Source organism: Micromonospora sp. NPDC049523 (genome assembly GCF_040676775.1).
Lineage (GTDB): Bacteria > Actinomycetota > Actinomycetes > Mycobacteriales > Micromonosporaceae > Micromonospora_G.
Map to the genome: position 1 here is coordinate 17017 of NZ_JBFAPP010000040.1, position 18936 is coordinate 35952.

At 70.2% G+C, this 18936-nt stretch carries 17 protein-coding genes; 10 read left to right on the forward strand and 7 right to left on the reverse strand.

The genetic code is table 11. From position 1 onward, the window contains the following. Positions 1–460: 460 nt before the first annotated feature. Entirely contained in the window at positions 461–1330 is an 870-nt protein-coding gene (locus AB0J90_RS34420) for an NADP-dependent oxidoreductase (protein WP_363603273.1), read from the reverse strand. A 203-nt stretch (positions 1331–1533) separates the two neighbouring features. Between AB0J90_RS34420 and AB0J90_RS34425 the strand changes: the two genes are divergently transcribed. Together AB0J90_RS34425 and AB0J90_RS34430 are read left to right on the forward strand one after the other, a co-directional pair. Next, positions 1534–3165, forward strand: coding sequence for a fibronectin type III domain-containing protein (locus tag AB0J90_RS34425; RefSeq protein ID WP_363603274.1), 1632 nt, complete (start codon positions 1534–1536; stop codon positions 3163–3165). A 92-nt stretch (positions 3166–3257) separates the two neighbouring features. Then, positions 3258–3656: a DNA polymerase ligase N-terminal domain-containing protein gene (locus tag AB0J90_RS34430; RefSeq protein ID WP_363603275.1), complete on the forward strand. Its 399-nt coding sequence runs from the start codon at positions 3258–3260 to the stop codon at positions 3654–3656. On the opposite strand, the gene AB0J90_RS34435 is transcribed toward AB0J90_RS34430, so the two are convergent. Next, a complete protein-coding gene (locus AB0J90_RS34435; RefSeq protein ID WP_363603276.1) occupies positions 3653–4564 on the reverse strand; it encodes a LysR family transcriptional regulator in 912 nt (303 codons plus the stop codon). The two genes, AB0J90_RS34430 and AB0J90_RS34435, sit on opposite strands and share 4 nt — an antisense overlap. A gap of 77 nt (positions 4565–4641) precedes the next feature. Here AB0J90_RS34435 and AB0J90_RS34440 point away from each other — a divergent pair, with 77 nt between their 5' ends. The 3 genes from AB0J90_RS34440 to AB0J90_RS34450 all read left to right on the forward strand — a co-directional run bounded on the left by AB0J90_RS34440 (position 4642) and on the right by AB0J90_RS34450 (position 7467). Further along, positions 4642–5607, forward strand: a complete 966-nt coding sequence (locus AB0J90_RS34440; protein ID WP_363603288.1) for an EamA family transporter — start codon at positions 4642–4644, stop codon at positions 5605–5607. Positions 5608–5713: 106 nt separating this feature from the next. Further along, the gene (locus AB0J90_RS34445; protein WP_363603277.1) at positions 5714–6856 is read left to right on the forward strand and encodes an LLM class flavin-dependent oxidoreductase; all 1143 of its coding nucleotides are present in this window, start codon (positions 5714–5716) and stop codon (positions 6854–6856) included. Then, positions 6853–7467, forward strand: a complete 615-nt coding sequence (locus AB0J90_RS34450; RefSeq protein WP_363603278.1) for an FMN reductase — start codon at positions 6853–6855, stop codon at positions 7465–7467. Before AB0J90_RS34445 ends, AB0J90_RS34450 begins: the two co-directional genes overlap by 4 nt. Before the next feature lie 100 nt (positions 7468–7567). Here AB0J90_RS34450 and AB0J90_RS34455 read toward each other — a convergent pair whose 3' ends face one another. Beyond that, positions 7568–8791 carry a multidrug effflux MFS transporter gene (locus AB0J90_RS34455; RefSeq protein WP_363603289.1) on the reverse strand — a complete coding sequence of 408 codons (1224 nt, stop codon included), beginning with the start codon at positions 8789–8791 and terminating at the stop codon, positions 7568–7570. Between the two features lie 417 nt (positions 8792–9208). Between AB0J90_RS34455 and AB0J90_RS34460 the strand changes: the two genes are divergently transcribed. From AB0J90_RS34460 to AB0J90_RS34470, 3 genes are read left to right on the forward strand one after another with little or no spacing between them, the layout of a single operon-like run. Continuing rightward, a complete protein-coding gene (locus AB0J90_RS34460) occupies positions 9209–9571 on the forward strand; it encodes a TcmI family type II polyketide cyclase (RefSeq protein WP_363603279.1) in 363 nt (120 codons plus the stop codon). Positions 9572–9578: 7 nt separating this feature from the next. Next, a complete protein-coding gene (locus AB0J90_RS34465) occupies positions 9579–10934 on the forward strand; it encodes an NAD(P)/FAD-dependent oxidoreductase (RefSeq protein WP_363603280.1) in 1356 nt (451 codons plus the stop codon). Between the two features lie 60 nt (positions 10935–10994). Beyond that, positions 10995–13058: a prolyl oligopeptidase family serine peptidase gene (locus AB0J90_RS34470; protein ID WP_363603281.1), complete on the forward strand. Its 2064-nt coding sequence runs from the start codon at positions 10995–10997 to the stop codon at positions 13056–13058. 57 nt (positions 13059–13115) lie between these two features. On the opposite strand, the gene AB0J90_RS34475 is transcribed toward AB0J90_RS34470, so the two are convergent. The 4 genes from AB0J90_RS34475 to rfbB all read right to left on the reverse strand — a co-directional run bounded on the left by AB0J90_RS34475 (position 13116) and on the right by rfbB (position 17687). Beyond that, on the reverse strand, positions 13116–15380 hold the full coding sequence (locus AB0J90_RS34475) for a heavy metal translocating P-type ATPase (protein WP_363603282.1): 2265 nt from the start codon (positions 15378–15380) through the stop codon (positions 13116–13118). A 10-nt stretch (positions 15381–15390) separates the two neighbouring features. Next, positions 15391–16314: a hypothetical protein gene (locus AB0J90_RS34480; protein WP_363603283.1), complete on the reverse strand. Its 924-nt coding sequence runs from the start codon at positions 16312–16314 to the stop codon at positions 15391–15393. A 6-nt stretch (positions 16315–16320) separates the two neighbouring features. Continuing rightward, complete coding sequence (locus AB0J90_RS34485) at positions 16321–16524, reverse strand: heavy-metal-associated domain-containing protein (protein WP_363603284.1); 204 nt, start codon at positions 16522–16524, stop codon at positions 16321–16323. Between the two features lie 170 nt (positions 16525–16694). After that, positions 16695–17687 (reverse strand): dTDP-glucose 4,6-dehydratase, encoded by a 993-nt coding sequence (gene rfbB / locus AB0J90_RS34490; protein WP_363603285.1) that lies wholly within the window; start codon positions 17685–17687, stop codon positions 16695–16697. 294 nt (positions 17688–17981) lie between these two features. Here rfbB and AB0J90_RS34495 point away from each other — a divergent pair, with 294 nt between their 5' ends. Next, entirely contained in the window at positions 17982–18377 is a 396-nt protein-coding gene (locus AB0J90_RS34495) for a hypothetical protein (RefSeq protein WP_363603286.1), read from the forward strand. Between the two features lie 178 nt (positions 18378–18555). Next, positions 18556–18804 carry a hypothetical protein gene (locus AB0J90_RS34500; RefSeq protein WP_363603287.1) on the forward strand — a complete coding sequence of 83 codons (249 nt, stop codon included), beginning with the start codon at positions 18556–18558 and terminating at the stop codon, positions 18802–18804. Positions 18805–18936: the final 132 nt, after the last annotated feature.

The window sequence follows — 18936 nt, forward strand, 5'->3', positions numbered from 1 at the left end:
TCGACGCCACTGCCCCGGCGGGACGCGTTGCTGAACGTGGTGGAGTGCTGGTCTACCAGCGAATCGGTAGCAGTCATTGCTTCTCCTTGGGAAGGTGTTGTCCGCCGCGTACCGAGCCGGATCGCACCGGCGAACGGTCCGGCAACCGGCGTCGATCCGCCGGTGGTGTGCCGGTACTCGGGCGAGCCCGGCTCTGGTGGCCGCATGGCTCGGGCGGGCGGGGTGGTGCTGATCGGCCTAGGGATCCTGCCCCTGGGCGGGATGCGCGTCGGCGCATCAGCGGAAGTGGTTCGTAAGCTCCGGCGGAATCGATTTGCCGGTGATCATGTGAACTGATCAAGCGAGCCGAGCTCGTGAAAAGGAAATCACACACCCTGGGTCGGAATCTTTCACCGACACCCGCAGGGGTGCACTGCCGCCAAGATAACGCGGTTAGCCCGCGATGGCAAGCTTCGCCACGTCAGGGCATCAGTACGATCTTGCCGCGGGTGTGCCGCTGCTCCAGTTCCCGGAAGGCCTCGCGGACCTGGTCCAACGGGTAGGTACGGGCGATCGGGACCTCCAACCGCCCCTGATCGACGAGCTGGGCGATTTCGGTGAGTACGTCCGCTCTCGCCCCCTCGCTGTTCGCTGCGGTCTTCGTGCCGTACTTCTTCGCGGCGGCGAAGTTGATGATCGTGTTGATCCGGTCGGGCTTCACCCCGAGCTCGATCGCGAGGTCGACGTAGCCGTCCCCGTACGTGTCGACGAAGGCGTCGACCTGACCTCCGGCGGCGGCTCGGACCCGGTCGGCCATCCCCTCGCCGTACTCGACCGGGATCACGCCGTGCGCGGTGAGCCAGTCGTGGTTCGAAGGCCCGGCCAGACCGATGACGCTCGCGCCCGCGTTACGAACCAACTGGACGGCGATCGAACCGACGCCACCGGCGGCACCGGAGACGACCACGGTGTCGCCCGTGCCGGCGCCCACCGCCTGCGTCGCCGCGTACGCCGTGGTGCCCACGACGGCCAGCGCGCCCGCCGCCTCCCAGGACACACCCGCCGGTCGCGCGACCACCTGGTCAGCCGGTACGGCCACCAGCTCGGCCTGACTCGACCGATCGTTGCTGAAGCCGAGCACCTCGTCGCCGACCGCGAACGCGCTCACGTCGGGCCCCAGTTCCACCACCACCCCGGCGAGGTCGCTGCCCTGACCGGAGGGGAAGGTGCTCGGGTACACGCTGTCCATGGCCCCCTGCCGGATGGACGACTCGCCGATGTTGATGCCGGCGGCCACCACCTTGACGAGAACCTGCCCGGCGCCGGGGACGGGCCGGTCGACCTCCACCACCTGTAGAACGTCGATTCCACCGTACTCATCGAATTTGACCGCTTTAGGCATGGCTGTGGGTACTCCTTGCCGAGATATCCGTCGGACACCATGACTCTGACAGCATCGGCGAGGGCCCGAAGGCGGATGGCCGGACTCGCGGGCCCTGTCCAGAACTCACCGGGAACATCGCCGGACAGCCTCGGTCTCGCCATCCTGACGCCATGCGTAACCGATTTGTCAACGCCGCGACGGTGGTGCTGCTCAGCGCCGCCTTCGTCGGCGTCGTCACGACCCCCGCCGTCGCGGCACCAGTGTGCAACGTGCCCAACCCGCCCCCGATCTGCAACACCGAGGACGAGTTCGGCAGCCCCACCATCAGCCTCTCCACCCCGGTCCGCCAGCCGGCCGGTCTTGTGGTCAGCGGCACCGCGAAGGACCGCGACGCCTCCGGCCCGGTCCAGGTACAGATCAAGATCCAGGGCGTGGTCGTCGCCACGCTGGCCGCCAACACGTCGACGGGGGCGTACTCCGGCACCGTGCCGGCGCGGGCGGGCAGTTCCGTCTGCGCGGTGGCCAAGAACCAGAACGAAGGCCTGGACAAGTCCATCTGCCGTACGTTCCTCGTATCCGTCGATCCGATCGGATCGGTCGACGAGGTGTCGCCCGGCCCGGCCGGACTGCTGGTACGGGGCTGGGCGATCGACCCGGACACCGCGAACCCCATCGACGTGCACGTCTACCTCGACGGCGCGTACGTCCGTACGGTCAACGCCAGCGGCAGCCGCCCGGACGTCGCCGCGGTGTACCCGGCGTACGGGGCGGCGCACGGCTACGACCTCACCGTGCCGGCCGCACCCGGTCAGCACACCGTCTGCGTTTACGGCATCAACGTCGGCACCGGCACGGTGAACACCCAACTCGGCTGCGGCACGGTCACCCAGGGCCGCCCGCCGGCCGCGCCCGACCTCCAGGTCAACGCCGCCCAGACGGTGCCGACGATGTACCTGTACGTCCAGCCGCACAGCACCAACGCGTCCGGTTTCGTGGTGGAGCGCTCGGTCGGCGGCAGTGCCGGCCCATGGGTGCAGGTGCACAGCAACAACCGCAACGGTGAGACGGCGTTCAGTTGGGACGACACCGGTGTGGCGCAGGGCAACCTGTACTGCTACCGGGTCCGGGCCGACAACCCGTACGGTTCGGCCACCTCGGCGGTGGTCTGCCGGGACCTGCCGCTGCCCGCGCTGCCTCGCCCGACCAACGTCTCGGTGACCGGGGTGACCGAGACCTCGCTCGTGCTGAACTGGACCGACAACGCCGTCGGCGAGACCCAGTACCGGGTCGACCACGTCGGCGTGAACACCCTGTACGCGCCCGGCACCGCCGGCACCGGGCCGATGACCTTCACGATGAACAACCTTCAACCCTCGACCCGGTACTGCTTCAAGGTGGGCCCGATCAAGCCCGGCTTCGGCTACGACCCGTCGCCCGAGATCTGTGCCACCACCGCGAGCCCGCCCCCGCCGCCGGTTTCGGTCAAGACCGTCAACCTCTGGAACTGCGTCTCGGGTGGCGCGTCCGGTGGTGTCTGGCTCTACGACCACGACTTCGGTACGTGGACCCGGGCGGCGTCGGCACCGAGCAGTTGGGTCCGCGGTAGCTGCGGGACGCCGTACTCCGGGCCGGCGGCCAGCGTGAACCTGCCCGAGGGGCGGATCGTCACGGTGGTCCTGGTGATCACGGGCAACAGGTTCTGCCCCACCGAGGACCCGACCACCACCGGCTGCCGGCACTGGGAGGCCGGTCCGGTGCTCGGCGGGTCCAAGGGCATCACCACCTACGACGTCATCGGCTGAGCCGAGGCGCCACCGAGCCGGTGCCGGTCGGGTCGGGGGGCCCGACCGGCACCCGGGGTATTCGCCGCCGGGTCACGGGGTAGACATTGCCCATGGCGACGCAGACCGGGCCGGACGGCGACGAGCGGCGGGACCGGGAATCGGCCCGTCCCGCGTTCGTGCTGCACGAGCACCGGCGGCCGACCCATCACTTCGACCTGCGGTTGGAGGAGAACGGGGTGCTCCGGTCGTGGGCGGTGCCGAGGGGTCTGCCCACCGACTCCTCCGGTGACCGGTTGGCGGTCGCGGTGCCCGACCACGACCTGGACCACCTGACCTACACCGACGCCGACAAGTCGATCGCCGACCTGGGCTGGTGGGAGGAGCACGACCGCAACGACCGCCGGCTGCTGTTCACCCTGCACGGGCGGGACTCCTCGGGCCGCTACGCCCTGATCCACACCCGGCAGAACTGGCTGCTGCACCGGACGAAGGACCAGCCCGGCGGTTAGCCCACCGGCTCGCGGGTCCGCGTCGGGGCCAGCGCGCGAAGCAGGGCGTCGATCGCCGGCCGCAATGGTCCGTCACCACGGGGGCGGGTGACCGCGAAGATCTGCCGGCCGGTCAGCGGCGCGTCGAGCGGACGTACGTCGACTCCGTCCGGCACGTTGCGCAGCGCCAGTCCGGGTACGAGCGCCGCACCGAGCCCTGCGGCGACCAGGTCGAGGGTGAGGGCGAAGTCGATCGCCCGGTGCCGGATGTCCGGCTCGAAGCCGGCGAGGTGGCAGGCGCGCAGGGTGGAGCGCCCGCACGGTGTGTGTTCGGCGCTGGCCACCCACGGCACGTCCGACAGGTCGGCCAGCCTGCGGGTCGCCCGCCCCCAGCCGGCCGGGGTGATCAGGTGCATCGGGTCGGTGGTGATCGGGTGCCGGTCGAGTTCGGCGATCCGGGTCACCGGTACGTGGTCGTACTCCTGGAGGATCGCGACGTCGACGGTGGCCGAGCGGAGGTCGAGCTGGCTCTGTTGGTCCTCGGCCTCGATCACGCGTACGTCCAGGTCCGGGTGTTCCGCCATGGCGCGGGCGGCGGCTGGGGCGACCAGCGCTCCGGCGGCGGACGGGAACGCGGCGACCCGGACCGTGCCACCGACCCGCTGGTGGAGTACGGCGAGCCCGGCCACGGCGTGCTCGACCGCGCCGAGGATCCGTTCCGCGTGCGCGGCGAGGACCTGCCCGGCGGCGGTGAGCACCACGCCCCGGCCGGACCGCTCGACCAACTCGCAGCCGGCCTCGCGGGAGAGCTGTACGAGTTGCTGGGAGACCGCCGACGGGGTGACGTGCAGGGCGGCCGCCGCTGCGGTCACCCCGCCCCGGAGGGCGACCTCGTGCAGCACCCGCAGTCGTCGTACGTCCAGATCCATGTAGCCACGCTACAGCGACAGTTAAGAACTATGAACTAGACCTTAAGGTTGCGCCGGGGGACGGTAACCGGGTGAGAATGACCCACCGCTTCCAGGCCCTGCTCGTCGCCGCCATCTGGGGCGTCAACTTCGTGGTGATCGACATCGGCCTGCGGGACCTGCCGCCGCTGGTCCTGACCGCGCTCCGGTTTCTCGTCGCGGCGGTGCCGCTGGTGTTGCTCGTACCGCGGCCCACCGCCCGGCTGCGGTACGTCGTCGGGTACGGGCTGGTGCTCGGCGTGCTGAAGTTCGGGGTGCTCTTCACCGCCATGGACGCCGGGATGCCGGCCGGGCTCGCCTCGCTGGTGTTGCAGGCACAGGCACTGGTCTCGGTGCTGCTCGCGGCGGCGCTGCTGCGCGAGCGTCCGACCGGTTGGCAGGTGGCCGGCGTACTCGTGGGGTCGGTCGGCATCGGGATGCTCGCGGTCGGCGGCGGCGGTCGGGCCACGCTGGTGGGATTCGCGCTCACCCTTGCCGCCGCTGTGAGCTGGGCGGTGGCGAACGTGGTGGTACGGGCCAGCGGCGAGACCCGGCCGCTGTCGCTGCTGGTCTGGTCCAGCCTGGTCCCGCCGATCCCGCTGCTCGGGCTCGCCGGTGTGGTGGACGGGCCCGGCCGGGTCCTCGACGCGGTCACCGGGCTCTCCTGGAGCGCCGTCCTCGCCGTGCTGTACGTCGCCTACGTCTCCACCCTGGTCGGCTTCGGTCTCTGGAACCGGCTGATCGCCGAGTACTCGGTCGCCCGGGTGGCGCCGTTCAGCCTGCTGGTGCCGGTGTTCGGGCTGGCCGCGTCCTGGGTGTTCCTGGGTGAGCGGGTCGGTGTCACCGAGGCGGTCGCCGCCGGTGTCATCCTCACCGGGCTGGCCCTGGTGCTGCGCCGAGCGGCAGGTCCCGCCGTCGATCCGAACGCCGGGGTCGCGGTGGTGACGCCGGGCACGGACGGTCGTTCCCGTCCGCAACCGGCAGTGCTCGGAGCAGCGCATACCGGAGCTGATCCGCAGGGGTAGAGAACTCGTCGGCGGGAACCGGAATAGGGGCGGGCCGCACCTGGTTTCAGGGTGTAGTTCAAACTTGAACGAACGAGATCCGGTCGAGACGAGGCGGGCAGCAGACATGCAGTTCGGGATCTTCACCGTTGGTGACGTGACCACCGATCCCACCACGGGACGTACACCCACCGAGGCGGAGCGGATCAAGGCGATGGTGGCGATCGCGCTGAAGGCCGAGGAGGTGGGACTCGACGTCGTCGCGATGGGCGAGCACCACAACCCGCCGTTCGTGCCGTCGTCGCCGACGACCATGCTCGGTTACGTCGCGGCGCAGACGAAGCGGATCGTCCTCTCGACCGCCACCACGCTGATCACGACCAACGACCCGGTCAAGATCGCCGAGGACTACGCGATGTTGCAGCACCTGGCCGACGGTCGGGTGGACCTGATGATGGGTCGCGGCAACACCGGGCCGGTGTACCCGTGGTTCGGCAAGGACATCCGGGCGGGCATCCCGCTGGCCGTGGAGAACTACGCGCTGCTGCACAAGTTGTGGCGCGAGGACGTGGTCGACTGGACCGGCAAGTTCCGTACGCCGTTGCAGTCGTTCACCTCGACGCCGCGCCCGCTGGACGGGGTTCCGCCGTTCGTCTGGCACGGCTCGATCCGCAGCCCCGAGATCGCCGAGCAGGCGGCCTACTACGGTGACGGCTTCTTCCACAACAACATCTTCTGGCCGATGGAGCACACCCAGCGGATGATCGAGCTTTACCGCAAGCGGTTCGAGTTCTACGGCCACGGCAAGGCCGACCAGGCCATCGTCGGCCTCGGCGGGCAGGTGTTCATGCGGAAGAACTCGCAGGACGCGGTACGCGAGTTCCGCCCCTACTTCGACAACGCCCCCGTGTACGGACACGGCCCGTCGCTGGAGGACTTCAGCGCCGAGACGCCGCTGACGGTCGGCAGCCCGCAGCAGGTGATCGACCGGACCCTGACCTTCCGCGAGCACTTCGGCGACTACCAGCGCCAACTGTTCCTGATGGACCACGCCGGCCTGCCGCTCAAGACGGTGCTGGAGCAGCTCGACCTGCTCGGTGAGGAGGTGGTCCCGGTGCTGCGCAAGGAGTTGGACGCACTCCGTCCGGCGCACGTACCGGACGCGCCGACCCACGCCAGCCTGAAGGCCGCCCGGGACGCCGAAATCGAGGCGGTCGCGGGCGACCAGGTCGACACCGACACCGACGCGGTGGCGGGAGCCGAGCGATGAAGCAGCGCAACCTGGTTGCGATCTCCGCCGGCCTGAGCCAGCCGTCGTCGACCCGCCTGCTGGTCGACCGGCTGGCGGCGGCCACCCAGCGCGAGGCGGAGCAGCGCGGGACCCGGCTCGACCTGCAGGTGGTCGAGCTGCGGGACCACGCGCACGACCTGATGAACAACATGCTCGCCGGCTTCCCGACCACCGGGCTGCGGCAGACGCTCGACCAGGTAGCCGCGGCCGACGCGCTGATCGCGGTGACCCCGATCTTCAACGCGTCGTACAGCGGGTTGTTCAAGTCGTTCTTCGACGTGCTCGACGACACGGCCCTGATCGAAAAGCCGGTGCTGATCGGGGCCACCGGCGGCACCGCCCGGCACTCGCTGGCGCTCGAACACGCGCTCCGACCGATGTTCGTCTACCTGCACGCGGTGGTCGTACCGACCTCGGTCTTCGCCGCATCCGAGGACTGGGGCACCGACACCGTCCAGGGCGGACTCGCCAACCGGATCAACCGGGCCGCCGCCGAACTGGCCGTACAGCTCGACCTGCGCGAGCCGGCCACCGTCGCCGACCCGTACGACAACCCGACCCCGTTCGAGCAACTGCTGGCCGGCGACTGAGCCGCCATCCAGGGCCTGAACAGGAGAAGAATGCGGGAAGGGCATCTGCGACCCTCGCGGGTCGCAGATGCCCTTGCGTGTGTCCGGGTGCGGTGTCGGGTCAGTGGACCGCAACCGCCGGATCGGCGGAGTCGATGTCGGTGAGCTGCTCGGGCCGGGCGACGACCAGCAGCACCACGACCGCCGCCAGCATGCCGCCCGCGATCACCACCGCCATCGCCACACTGCCGGTGCCGAGGACACCGACCAGGGGCGCGGAGATGGCACCGATCCCGAACTGCACCGCACCGAGCAGCGCGGCGGCCGTACCGGCGGCGTCACCGTGCCGGGCCATCGCCAGCGCGGGCGCGTTCGGCAGCGCGAGGCCCGCGGTGCCAAGCACCAACCACAGCAACACCAGTACGCCGACCAGGCCGCCGAACCCGGTCGCCGCGACCGCCAGCAGACCCGATCCGAGTACGGTTCCCGCGATCAGCGCCCCCCGCAGGATCTGGAACGGGGTGTACCGGCGCAGCAGTCGTACGTTGAGCTGGGTGGCCCCGATCAGGCCCACCGCACCGGCGCCGAAGACCACCGCGAACTGCTGCTCGTCCAGGCCGTACTGGTCCTGGAAGACGAAGGACGAGCCGGCGACGTACGCGAACAGGGCAGCCATCGCCAGGCCCGCGACCAGCGCCAAGCCGACGTACGTCCGGTCGCGCAGCAGCGAGCCGTAGACCTTCAGGGTGCCGAGCGCCCCGTCGGTACGGCGGTGTTCGGGCGGTAGCGACTCGCGGAGCGCGAACACGATCACCGCGATGAGACCGGCGCCCAGCACGGCGAGCGCGACGAAGACGCCCCGCCAGTCGGTCCACCTCAGCAGTCCACCGCCGAGGGTGGGCGCGAGCACCGGGGCGACGCCCATCACCAGCATCAGCCGGGAGAAGAGGCGGGCCACGGCCGAGCCGCTGAACAGGTCGCGTACCACGGCAAGCGCGATCACCGACGCCGCCGCCGCACCCAGCCCCTGGAGTACGCGCAGCGCACCCAGCACCTCGATGTTCGGCGCGACCACGCAGAGCACCGAGGCGATGACGTGCACGATGGTGCCGGCCAGCAGCGGTCGGCGCCGACCGACGGCATCGGAGAGCGGGCCGATCACCAACTGTCCGATGGCGAGACCGGCCAGGGTCCCGGTGAGGGTGAGCTGCACCGCCGCGCTGGTCGTCTGCAGGTCGGTGGTGATGGTCGGCAACGCCGGCAGGTACATGTCGATGGTCAGCGGACCGATCGCGATGAGCGAGCCGAGGACCAGCACCAACCGTCGCTGCTGCCGGCGGTTCAGTTGCTCCGGCTCAGGCCGGGCCGGTGGCCCCGCCGTGGCTGCTACGTCGTCAACCCGTCGATCGACCGTGGTCATGTGGCCCCTTTCCGGGGGTCTTGGCGGGAATTGGTACGGAGCACACGGCCCGGGCTAACCAACCTCAACAAGGTCGATCGGTTGCGGGCCCATTCCCGGGTCGGGGCACGGTGTTCAAGCTCACACTCACCCGGACGGGCGGGCTCGGGGTCGTCCCTGCGGGCACGGATCTCGTCAGGTCGGGATGTCCGAGCAGGCACAGATCTCGTCAACGGCGGGCCGACCGCCGCCAGGGCGGTGGTGACGTCGCGTTGACGTCGCGACCAGCAAGGTGACCGGAGATCAGCCGTCGGGCCGCGAACCGGGCCGGTCGGTAGAGCATAAGCCGAGGGGAGAGCTTCGATGAGCCGTCTTCTGATTGTCGGTCGGATGGCACCGGGTCCGGAGGGCGGGCCGGGCGCCGAGGAACGGATCGCGCAGATCTTCGCCGAGTCGGACCGGACCGAACTGCCGGCGATCACCGGCGCCCGGCACCGGTCGCTCTACACCCTCGGCGACCTGTACCTGCATCTGGTCGAGATGGACGGGTCGGGTCCGGGCGGGCTGCCGGCGGCCACCGCGCACCCCCTGTTCGTATCGCTCAACGAGCAGTTGTCGAGCTGCACCTCCCCGTACCTGTCGACGTGGCGTTCGCCGCGTGACGCCATGGCGCGGTGCTTCTACACCTGGGACGCGCCGGTTCCGGCACAGCGCAGCGGGCAGTGAGCGGCTGATGCCGGCCGGGCCACTGGAAGTGATCATCATCGGGGCCGGTACGGGTGGCATGTGCCTCGCGCACGGCCTGCGACGGGCCGGCATCGCCGTCTCGGTCTACGAGCGCTACCGGACCCGCGGCGACGGCCTGCACGGCTACCGCGTCGGCATCGGCCCCACCGGCAACCGCGCACTTCGTGAGTGTCTGTCGCCGGAACTGTTCGCGACGTTCGTTGCCACCTGCGCGCGCTCACCCCGGTACTTCAACGTATTGACGGAGAAGCTGCGGCAGACGGCCTCGTTCCCGCTGCGGCCGGAGACCGAGACCGACCCGGTCGACAGCGACCGCGCGGTCTCCCGGATGACGTTGCGGCAGGTCCTGCTCACCGGCATGGACGACGTGGTGCGGTTCGACAAGACGTTCACCCACTACGAGCAGCACCCGAACGGCCGGGTCACCGCGTACTTCGCCGACGGCAGCCGGGCCAGCGCGGACCTGCTGGTCGCGGCGGACGGCACCCACTCCGCCATCCGACGGCAGTACCTGCCGCACGCCCGCATCCAGGACGCGGGCAGCATCAACATCGCCACCAAGATCCCGCTCACCGACGAAACCCGAGCGCTGCTTCCGGAGCGCGTACGCGACGGCATCTCACTGATCTTCGGAACCGGTGGGCTGATGGGCGTGCTGCACGTGATGGAGTTCAACTGGGACCGGCACGGCGTACCCAAGGCGGGCGTCGGCGACAGCGACGCGCGACTGATCGAACGCTGGCCCGGACTGCTCTTCGACAACACCCGCGACTACATCAACCTGATCATCTGGAGTGCGCACCACCGGTTCCCGCCGGACGTGATGGCGCGCCGGGGCGAGGAACTTGTCCGGCTCGCCCTCGACCTGACCGGCAACTGGCATCCGAACCTGCGTGAGCTGCTCACCCGCAGCGACCCGGAGAGCTGTATCCCGGTCAAGGTGGCCACCTCGGAGCCGGTGCAGCCGTGGCCGCCCGGCAACGTCACCCTGATCGGCGACGCGATCCACACCATGACACCGGGCCGGGGCGTCGGCGCCAACACCGCCCTGCGTGACGCGGCCCTGCTCTGCCGCCAGCTCACCGCCGTCGCCGCCAATGAAAAGCCGCTGCTCCGGGGAGTCGCGGACTACGAGGCGGAGATGCTGCCGTACGGCTTCGCCAGGGTCGCCGACTCGTTGGCGAACAACGGCACCAGCGGTGACGACCCGCTCTACCGGCCGGTGGTCGGCCGGTTCGCCCTGATGGCCGCCCGCAGCTACTTCAGCCTGACCAGCCGGGTCCCGCCGCTGCGCCGCAGATTCGTCGACGAGATCTACGCCCGCCGGGGTGCCCACGGCTGACCCCACGCCCTAACCTTCCCTTCGGGTGGCGACTGACGCGGGGTGCGGGAGGGGTGGCGGGTGACCGACTTCATCGGCGTACGCGAGGACGGGCCGGGCCGGGCGGACGAGGAGGACACGTACCGCTGGCTGGAGGATCTGGACAGCGCGACCGCCACCGGTTGGGTGGCGGACCGGAGCGCGGAGACGCTGACCGCGTACGCCGACACCGAGTCGTACACGCAACTGCGGGACGGGTTGCGTCAGGTGCTCGACGCCGACGACCGGATCGCGTACCCGAGGTGGCGCGGCGAGTTCCTCTACAACCTGTGGCAGGACGCCGGCCACCCGCGCGGGCTGTGGCGGCGTACGACGCTGGAGCAGTACCGGACGCCGGAGCCGCAGTGGCAGATCCTGCTCGACCTGGACGAGCTGGCGCGGCAGGAGTCGGAGAGCTGGGTCTGGCAGGGCGCCGACGTGCTCCCGCCCGACTACCGGCGGTGCCTGGTCAGCCTCTCCCGCGGCGGCTCCGACGCCGTCGTCGTACGCGAATTCGACCTGGTCGAACGGGCCTTCGTCACGGACGGTTTCGTGCTGCCGGAGGCGAAGAGCGACGTCGGCTGGATCGACGCCGACCACGTTTTCGTCGGCACCGACTTCGGCCCCGGCTCGCTGACCGACTCCGGCTACCCACGGGTGGCCAAGCGGTGGCGGCGCGGAACACCACTCGCCGAGGCGGAGCTGGTCTTCGAGGGCCAGCCGTCCGACGTGGCGGTGCAGGCCGGACACGATCTCACCCCGGGCTTCGAGCGCGACTTCGTCTACCGGCTGCTCGACTTCTACCGCGCCGAACGGTTCCTGCTGACCGGGAGCGGTGAGCTGGTACGGATCGAGGTGCCGGACGACGCCCGTACCGACATCCACCGGGAGTGGATGCTGATCCGGCTCCGGTCGGACTGGACCGTCGACGGGGTCACGTACGCCGAGGGGTCGCTGCTGGTCACCCGGTTCGCCGACTTCCTCGCCGGTGGACGGGACCTGACGCCGATCTTCGAACCGGGACCGACCACCTCGTTGCGCTACCACGCCTGGACGCGTAACCACCTGATCCTGGCGGTGCTCGACGACGTACGGCTGCGGTTGGAGGTGCTCAGCCCGGACGGCGACGGCTGGCGGCGGGCGCTGCTGGACCGCGCGCCGGGCTTCGACCACGCCGACGTGGTGACCACCAACCCGGACCACACCGACGAGTTCATGCTCTCCACCAGCGGTTTCCTGCAACCGGCCACGCTGCGGTACGGGCAGGTCGGTGCCGAGGTGAGCACGCTCAAGCAGGCGCCGTCCTTCTTCGACCCGACCGGCCTGTCGGTACGGCAGTTCTTCGCCACCTCGGCCGACGGCACCCGGGTGCCGTACTTCGTGGTCGGTCCGCCGGACGGCGACCCGGGCCCGACCCTGCTCACCGGGTACGGCGGCTTCGAGGTGTCGATGACACCCGGCTACGACGGCATCACCGGCCGGGGCTGGCTGGCCCGGGGTGGTACGTACGTGCTGGCGAACATCCGGGGCGGTGGCGAGTACGGCCCACGCTGGCACCTGGCCGCGCTGCGGGAGAAGCGACCCAGGGCGTACGAGGACTTCGCCGCCGTGGCGACCGATCTGGTGGATCGCGGCATCACCGAACCCGCCCGGCTCGGCATCGAGGGCGGCAGCAACGGTGGGCTGCTGATGGGCGTGATGCTGACCCGCTATCCGGAGCTGTTCGGGGCGATCGTCGCCACGGTTCCCCTGCTCGACCTGCGGCGATACCACAAGCTGCTGGCCGGGGCGTCGTGGATGGCTGAGTACGGCGACCCGGACGACGAGGCGGACTGGGCGTACCTGCGGGAGTTCTCGCCGTACCACAACGTGCGGGCGGGTCGGCCGTACCCGCCGGTCCTGTTCGTCACCTCGACCCGCGACGACCGGGTTCATCCCGGTCACGCCCGTAAGATGGTGGCTCGGTTGCGCGAGCACGGTTACGACGTCTCCTACTACGAGAACGTCGAGGGCGGCCACGGCGCCGCGGCCGACAACGCCCAGCGGGCCGCGAAGTGGGCCCTGATCCTGGAGTTCCTCCACCGCCGGCTGACCGATCCCGCGTGACGGGACCGGTCAGCGGGTGAGCTGGTCAGCGGGTGAGCTGGTCAGCGGGTGAGCTGGTCAGCGCAGCGGGCGGAAGCCGCGTAGGCGGAGGCTGTTGCCGACCACGAAGATCGAGGAGAACGCCATCGCGGCTCCGGCGATCATGGGGTTGAGCAGGCCCGTCGCGGCCAGCGGCAGGGTGGCGACGTTGTAGCCGAAGGCCCAGAACAGGTTGCCCTTGATCGTCGCGAGGGTACGCCGGGAGAGCCGGATCGCGTCCGCCGCGGCCATCAGGTCGTCCCGGACCAGGGTCAGGTCGGCCGCCTCGATCGCCACGTCGGTGCCGGTGCCCATGGCGATGCCGAGATCGGCCTGGGCCAGCGCGGCGGCGTCGTTGACCCCGTCGCCGACCATCGCCACCACCCGGCCCTCGTCCTGGAGCCGTTTGACCACGTCGACCTTGTCCGCCGGCAGCACCTCGGCGATCACCTCGTCGATGCCGACCTCGGCACCGACCGATCGGGCCGCACCGGTGTTGTCGCCGGTCAGCAGCACCGGGGTCAGGCCGAGCGCGCGGAGTGCGACCACCGCGTCGACGCTGGTCGGCCGGACCACGTCGGCCACCACGAAGACCGCCCGGACCCGGCCGTCCCACCCGGCGAGGACCGCCGTACGACCGGCGGCTTCGGCTTCGGCGCGGACCTTCGCCAGGCGCTCGGGCAGTTCCAGTCCCCGGTCGACGAGCAGCCGTTCCCGCCCGACGGTGAGGTGGTGGCCGTCGACCGTACCGGTGACGCCGAGCCCGCCGAGTCCGGCGAAACCGCCGACCGCCGGCAGCGCGCCGACCCGCTCGACCGCACCGGCCGCGATGGCCCGCGCGATCGGGTGTTCGGAGGCGGCCTCGACCGCTCCGACCAGGCGCAGCGCCTCGTCGGGCCGCTGGTCGTCGGCGGTGACCACGTCGACCAGGCTCATCCGGCCGGTGGTGACGGTGCCGGTCTTGTCCAGCACGATCGTGTCGACCGTACGGGTGGATTCGAGCACCTGCGGGCCCTTGATCAGGATGCCGAGCTGGGCACCCCGGCCGGTGCCGACCAGCAGGGCCGTCGGTGTGGCCAGTCCTAGCGCGCACGGGCAGGCGATGATCAGTACGGCGACGGCTGCGGTGATCGCGGCCGACCCACCCTCACCGGCTCCGATCCACCAGCCCAGGGTCGCCACCGACAGCGCGATGACGATCGGCACGAAGATCCCGGAGATCCGGTCGGCGAGCCGCTGCACCTGCGCCTTGCCGGTCTGCGCCTGCTCGACCAGCTTCGCCATCTGGGCGAGTTGGGTGTCCGAGCCGATCCGGGTGGCGCGTACGACGAGCCGGCCGCCAGCGTTGACGGTCGCCCCCACCACCGGTTCGCCGGGTCCGACCTCGACCGGCACGGATTCCCCGGTGAGCAGGCTGGTGTCGATCGCCGAGGTGCCGTCCTCGACCACCCCGTCGGTGGCGATCTTCTCGCCGGGGCGGACCACGAACCGGTCACCGACCATCAGCCGCTCGACCGGTAGCCGTACCTCGGTTGTGCCATGCAGCACCGCGACGTCGCGGGCGCCGAGTTCGAGCAGCGCGCGCAGGGCGGACCCGGCTCGGCGCTTGGACCTGGCCTCGAAGTAACGCCCGGCGAGGATGAACAGGGTGACCCCGGCGGCGGCCTCGAAGTAGATGTTGCCGCTGCCGTCGGAGCGGCTGATGTCGAAGCTGAACGGGTGGACCATGCCGGGGGTCCCGGCGGTGCCGAAGAAGAGCGCCCAGAGCGACCAGCCGAACGCGGCGATCGTGCCGAGCGAGACGAGGGTGTCCATGGTCGCGGCGCCGTGTCGCAGGTTGACCAGGGCGGCCCGGTGGAACGGCAGCCCGCCGTAGACGACAACCGGGGCGGCCAGGGTCAGCGAGAGCCACTGCCAGTAGGTGAACTGCCAGGCCGGGACCATCGCCAGCGCGATCACCGGCACGGTCAGAACCAGCGAAACCCACAATCGGGTACGCAGCGCGTGCAGCTCGTCGACCGGTTCGGTGTCCGTACCGGCGGCGCCGGCGGATCGGGGCGGCGGTGGGAGCTGGGCGGTGTAGCCGGTCTTCTCCACCGTGGCGATCAGTTCGGCCACCGTGACGGTGTCGTCGGTGAGCGTGACGGTGGCCTTCTCGGTGGCGTAGTTGACCGTTGCCTCGACGCCGTCGAGCCGGTTGAGCTTCTTCTCGATCCGGGACGCGCACGAGGCGCAGGTCATGCCCCCGATGGTGAGCTGGATCGGTGCGGCTGCCCGAGGTAGGGATCGGCCGGCGGTGGTCATCGCTGATCTCCTAACCGTGGGTTTGGCCGGGTGTGCCGGCGAGCGCGGTGAACGCGGCCGTCCGGACCGTGCCCAGGTGCTGGAAGTCGAGGAAGAGCCGGTACGCCCCGGCGCTGGGCACCTCCACGCGGAAGGTGATGGTCGGTCCGGCCGCGGTCCGCCCGTCACCGGGTCCGCCCTCCGGATGTACGTGCAGGTAGGCGAGGTCTCCGTCGCGTAGGGCGACCAGATGACCGTACGCCGCGAGGTAGGGCGAGAGGTCGGTGACGGGAGTTCCGTACCTGCTCACGGTCAGGGCGAGGGTGGACGAGGTGCCCGGTACCAGGTCGCCGTCGAGGGTGACGGTGTAGCCGTCGCCGGCCGACGCGCTCCGCCCGGCGGCGGGCAGCGGCACCGGCCGGTAGTCGCCGGGAGCGGGCATGTCCACCCCGAGGGTGATGTTGTCCGGGTGCCCGGCCGGCTGGAAGTCGGCGATCAGGCGGAACTGCCCCGGCGCGTCGATGCTCAGCGGTACGGACCAGGTGCCGTCCCCCGCCTGCTCCGGATGCACGTGCTGGAAGCCGCTCAGGTCGCGCCGGACCACGACCAGGTGCAGGTCCTTGTCGTGTGTCGGTGTGTACGCGGTCACCGGCTTGCCGTCCGGTCCCAGCACCTGGAAGGCGAGCTGGTTGGCCGGACCGGTGGCCAGGGACGCGGTGAGCGGGGTGAGCCGGTAGCCGTCCTGGGCCACCTGCAACCCGCCCGGCGGCTGTGCCGGTGCTGCGCTTTCCTCGTTGCCGTGACCCGGCGGTACGGCACCGGGGTGGCCGTGACCTGACTGGGCGGGCGTGCCGGAGTCGGACCCGCCTCCGGTCACCTGGCCGGCGCCGAGGGCGGCCGCGAAGACCACCACCAGCCCGGCCAGGTATCCGCCGACCCGGTATCGGGTTTTCATCGGTGGTTAGCTGACCAGCGTGTAGCCGGCCTCGTCGACGGCGGTGCGGACCGCGGACTCGTCGAGGGGCTGTGCGCTGCTGACGGTTACGGCGCCCTTGGCGAGGTCGATCCGTACCTCGGTGACGCCGGGCAGGGCGCCGACCTCGGTCTGCACTGACCGCGCGCAGTGGCCGCAGGTCATTCCGGTTACCTGGTATGTCGTCTCCATACGGGAAACCATACCCGTACCCCCCAGGGGTATCAAGGTGGTCCACGACACTCGCCGAGGATGGATGTTCCGGTGGGCGGACGAAACGACGCGCCGCTCACCAGGAGGGAGCGGCGCGTCGTTCGATCGAGATCAGTTGTCGGCTGCCGGTCGGGCGGTCGACGGGGTGGTCAGCGACCCAGCTCGCGGTACTTCGCCTCGGTCGCTTCCTTCTTCGGGCGCCACCACTTCTCGTTCTGCTGGTACCACTCGATGGTCTGGGCGAGGCCGTCGCGGAAGTTCAGGTACTGCGGCTTCCAGCCCAGTTCCGCCTGGAGCTTGCTGGAGTCGATCGCGTACCGCAGGTCGTGGCCCGGACGGTCGCCGACCATGTCGAACCAGTCGTCGGGCCGCCCCATCAGGCGCAGGATCTCCTGGACCACCACTATGTTGTTCAGCTCGCACTCGGCACCGATCAGGTACGTCTGGCCGATCGTGCCGCGTTCGAGAATCGCATTCACCGCGGTGTTGTGGTCGTGTACGTGAATCCAGTCGCGGACGTTCAGACCGGAGCCGTAGACCTTGGGACGGATCCCGTCGATGACATTCGTGATCTGCCGCGGGATGAACTTCTCGATGTGGTGGAACGGCCCGTAGTTGTTCGAGCAGTGCGAGATGGTGGCGCGAACACCGAACGACCGGATCCAGCCGCGCACCATCAGGTCCGAGCCGGCCTTCGTCGACGAGTACGGGCTCGACGGGTCGAACGGGCTGCCCTCGGTGAACCGGCGGTCCTCGTCCAGTTCCAGGTCGCCGAACACCTCGTCGGTGGAGATGTGGTGCAGCCGCTTGTCGTGCCGCCGCACGCTCTCCAGGATGTTGAACGTCCCGATGAGGTTCGTCTGCACGAACGGGCTCGGATCCATCACCGAGTTGTCGTTGTGCGACTCGGCCGCGAAATGCACCACCGTGTCGGCCTGTCGTACGAGGTCGTCGACGGTGTCGGCGTCGGTCACCGAGCCGTGCACGAAGTTGATGCGGTGCTCCACCTCGGCGAGGCTGCTCCGGTCACCGGCGTAGGTGAGTGCGTCCAGTACGTCGACCTGATAGTCGAGTGCGTCCACTGCCTGGCGGACGAAGTTTGATCCGATGAATCCTGCACCACCGGTGACCAGTAAACGCATGGGCGTCATGGTAACAGCGCTGGTGTTCACACAGAGTCAGGCGTAGCTGGGCCCGAGCCCGCCGACGGGCGCTCCGGTACGGACTCCCCGGCATCCGCGACGGCGGTGCTGAGCACGCTCCGGCAGGTCCGATGGCAGAGTCGGGCATTTGCCGCAATACCAGAGGAATATTCGCTACCGTCGCCTTGGGAAGCGGGTGGGTCCGGACGGTTCAGCGGTACCGCGCCCTGCTGACGGCCGGGCGATCAGCCGCTGGCCGAGCTGACCGACGCTGGTCGCGAAGGGGGCACCACGATGGTCGTCCGTCAAGCAAGCCGACGCGGTACGCCGAGCAGGCGGGGCCTGTTCATCTCGATCCTCGCGGGTGCCGCGCTCGCCGCAGCGCTGACCGTCGACGGGCCCGCTGCCGCCCGCCAGGTCGTGGCGCTCAGCGCGGTGGTGCCGATGGTGGCGCCTGGGCCAGGGGGCACCGACGTGACCTTCGAGGTGCTGCCACCGGAACCCACCGTCAGCCCCACCACCCCTCCCACCCCTCCCACTCCGCGGCCGACACATACGGGAGGGCATCTCCCGGTCACCGGTGATGATCCGATGCCGCCCGGTTGGCTGTTCGCCGTCGGCGGTGTGCTGCTCCTGCTCGGTGCGCTGACCCTCGCCGTTTCGCGGGGACTGCGCCACCGCCGGTCCTGAGCCGATCCCGACGCGACCACCGGTCCGCCGACACTGGCGTACACGACCTTCGTCGAGGCGACGACCATGCTGGGTCGGCTGCTGTCGTGACTCTCCGTCCGGAACAGGGCTGCGATCGGCACCGGGCGCCCGCCGGCTGAGCGTCGACAAGCGTGCTGACCTGGCATACTCGCCGCTCGTGACGCTTTCGCGCGGGTGGGCGCTCTTCCTGTCCGGGGTCGGCCTGTGGACCTGGGTCATCTGGCCGCGGTTCGGCCTGGCGATCTGGCAGGACCCCCGATCCTGGTCGAACGCGCAGGTGGGTCACGGGGATCCCACCAGCTTTCTCTGGGTGCACGCGTTGCTGATCGGCGCCTCATTGGCCATCGGCACAACCGTCGGCCTGCTCGGTGTCCGGGCCTGGTGGGCGGCCCGCCGGAACGGCTGAGTACAGGCTGCTCGGGTTCCGCCCGGATATCCAGTCACCATGATCGATTTGGCGCTGAACCAGTCATCCGGTAACTTTTTCGGAGTCAGCGGGGCACCGGACAGGAACCGCCGGGAAACACCGGTGGGAGCA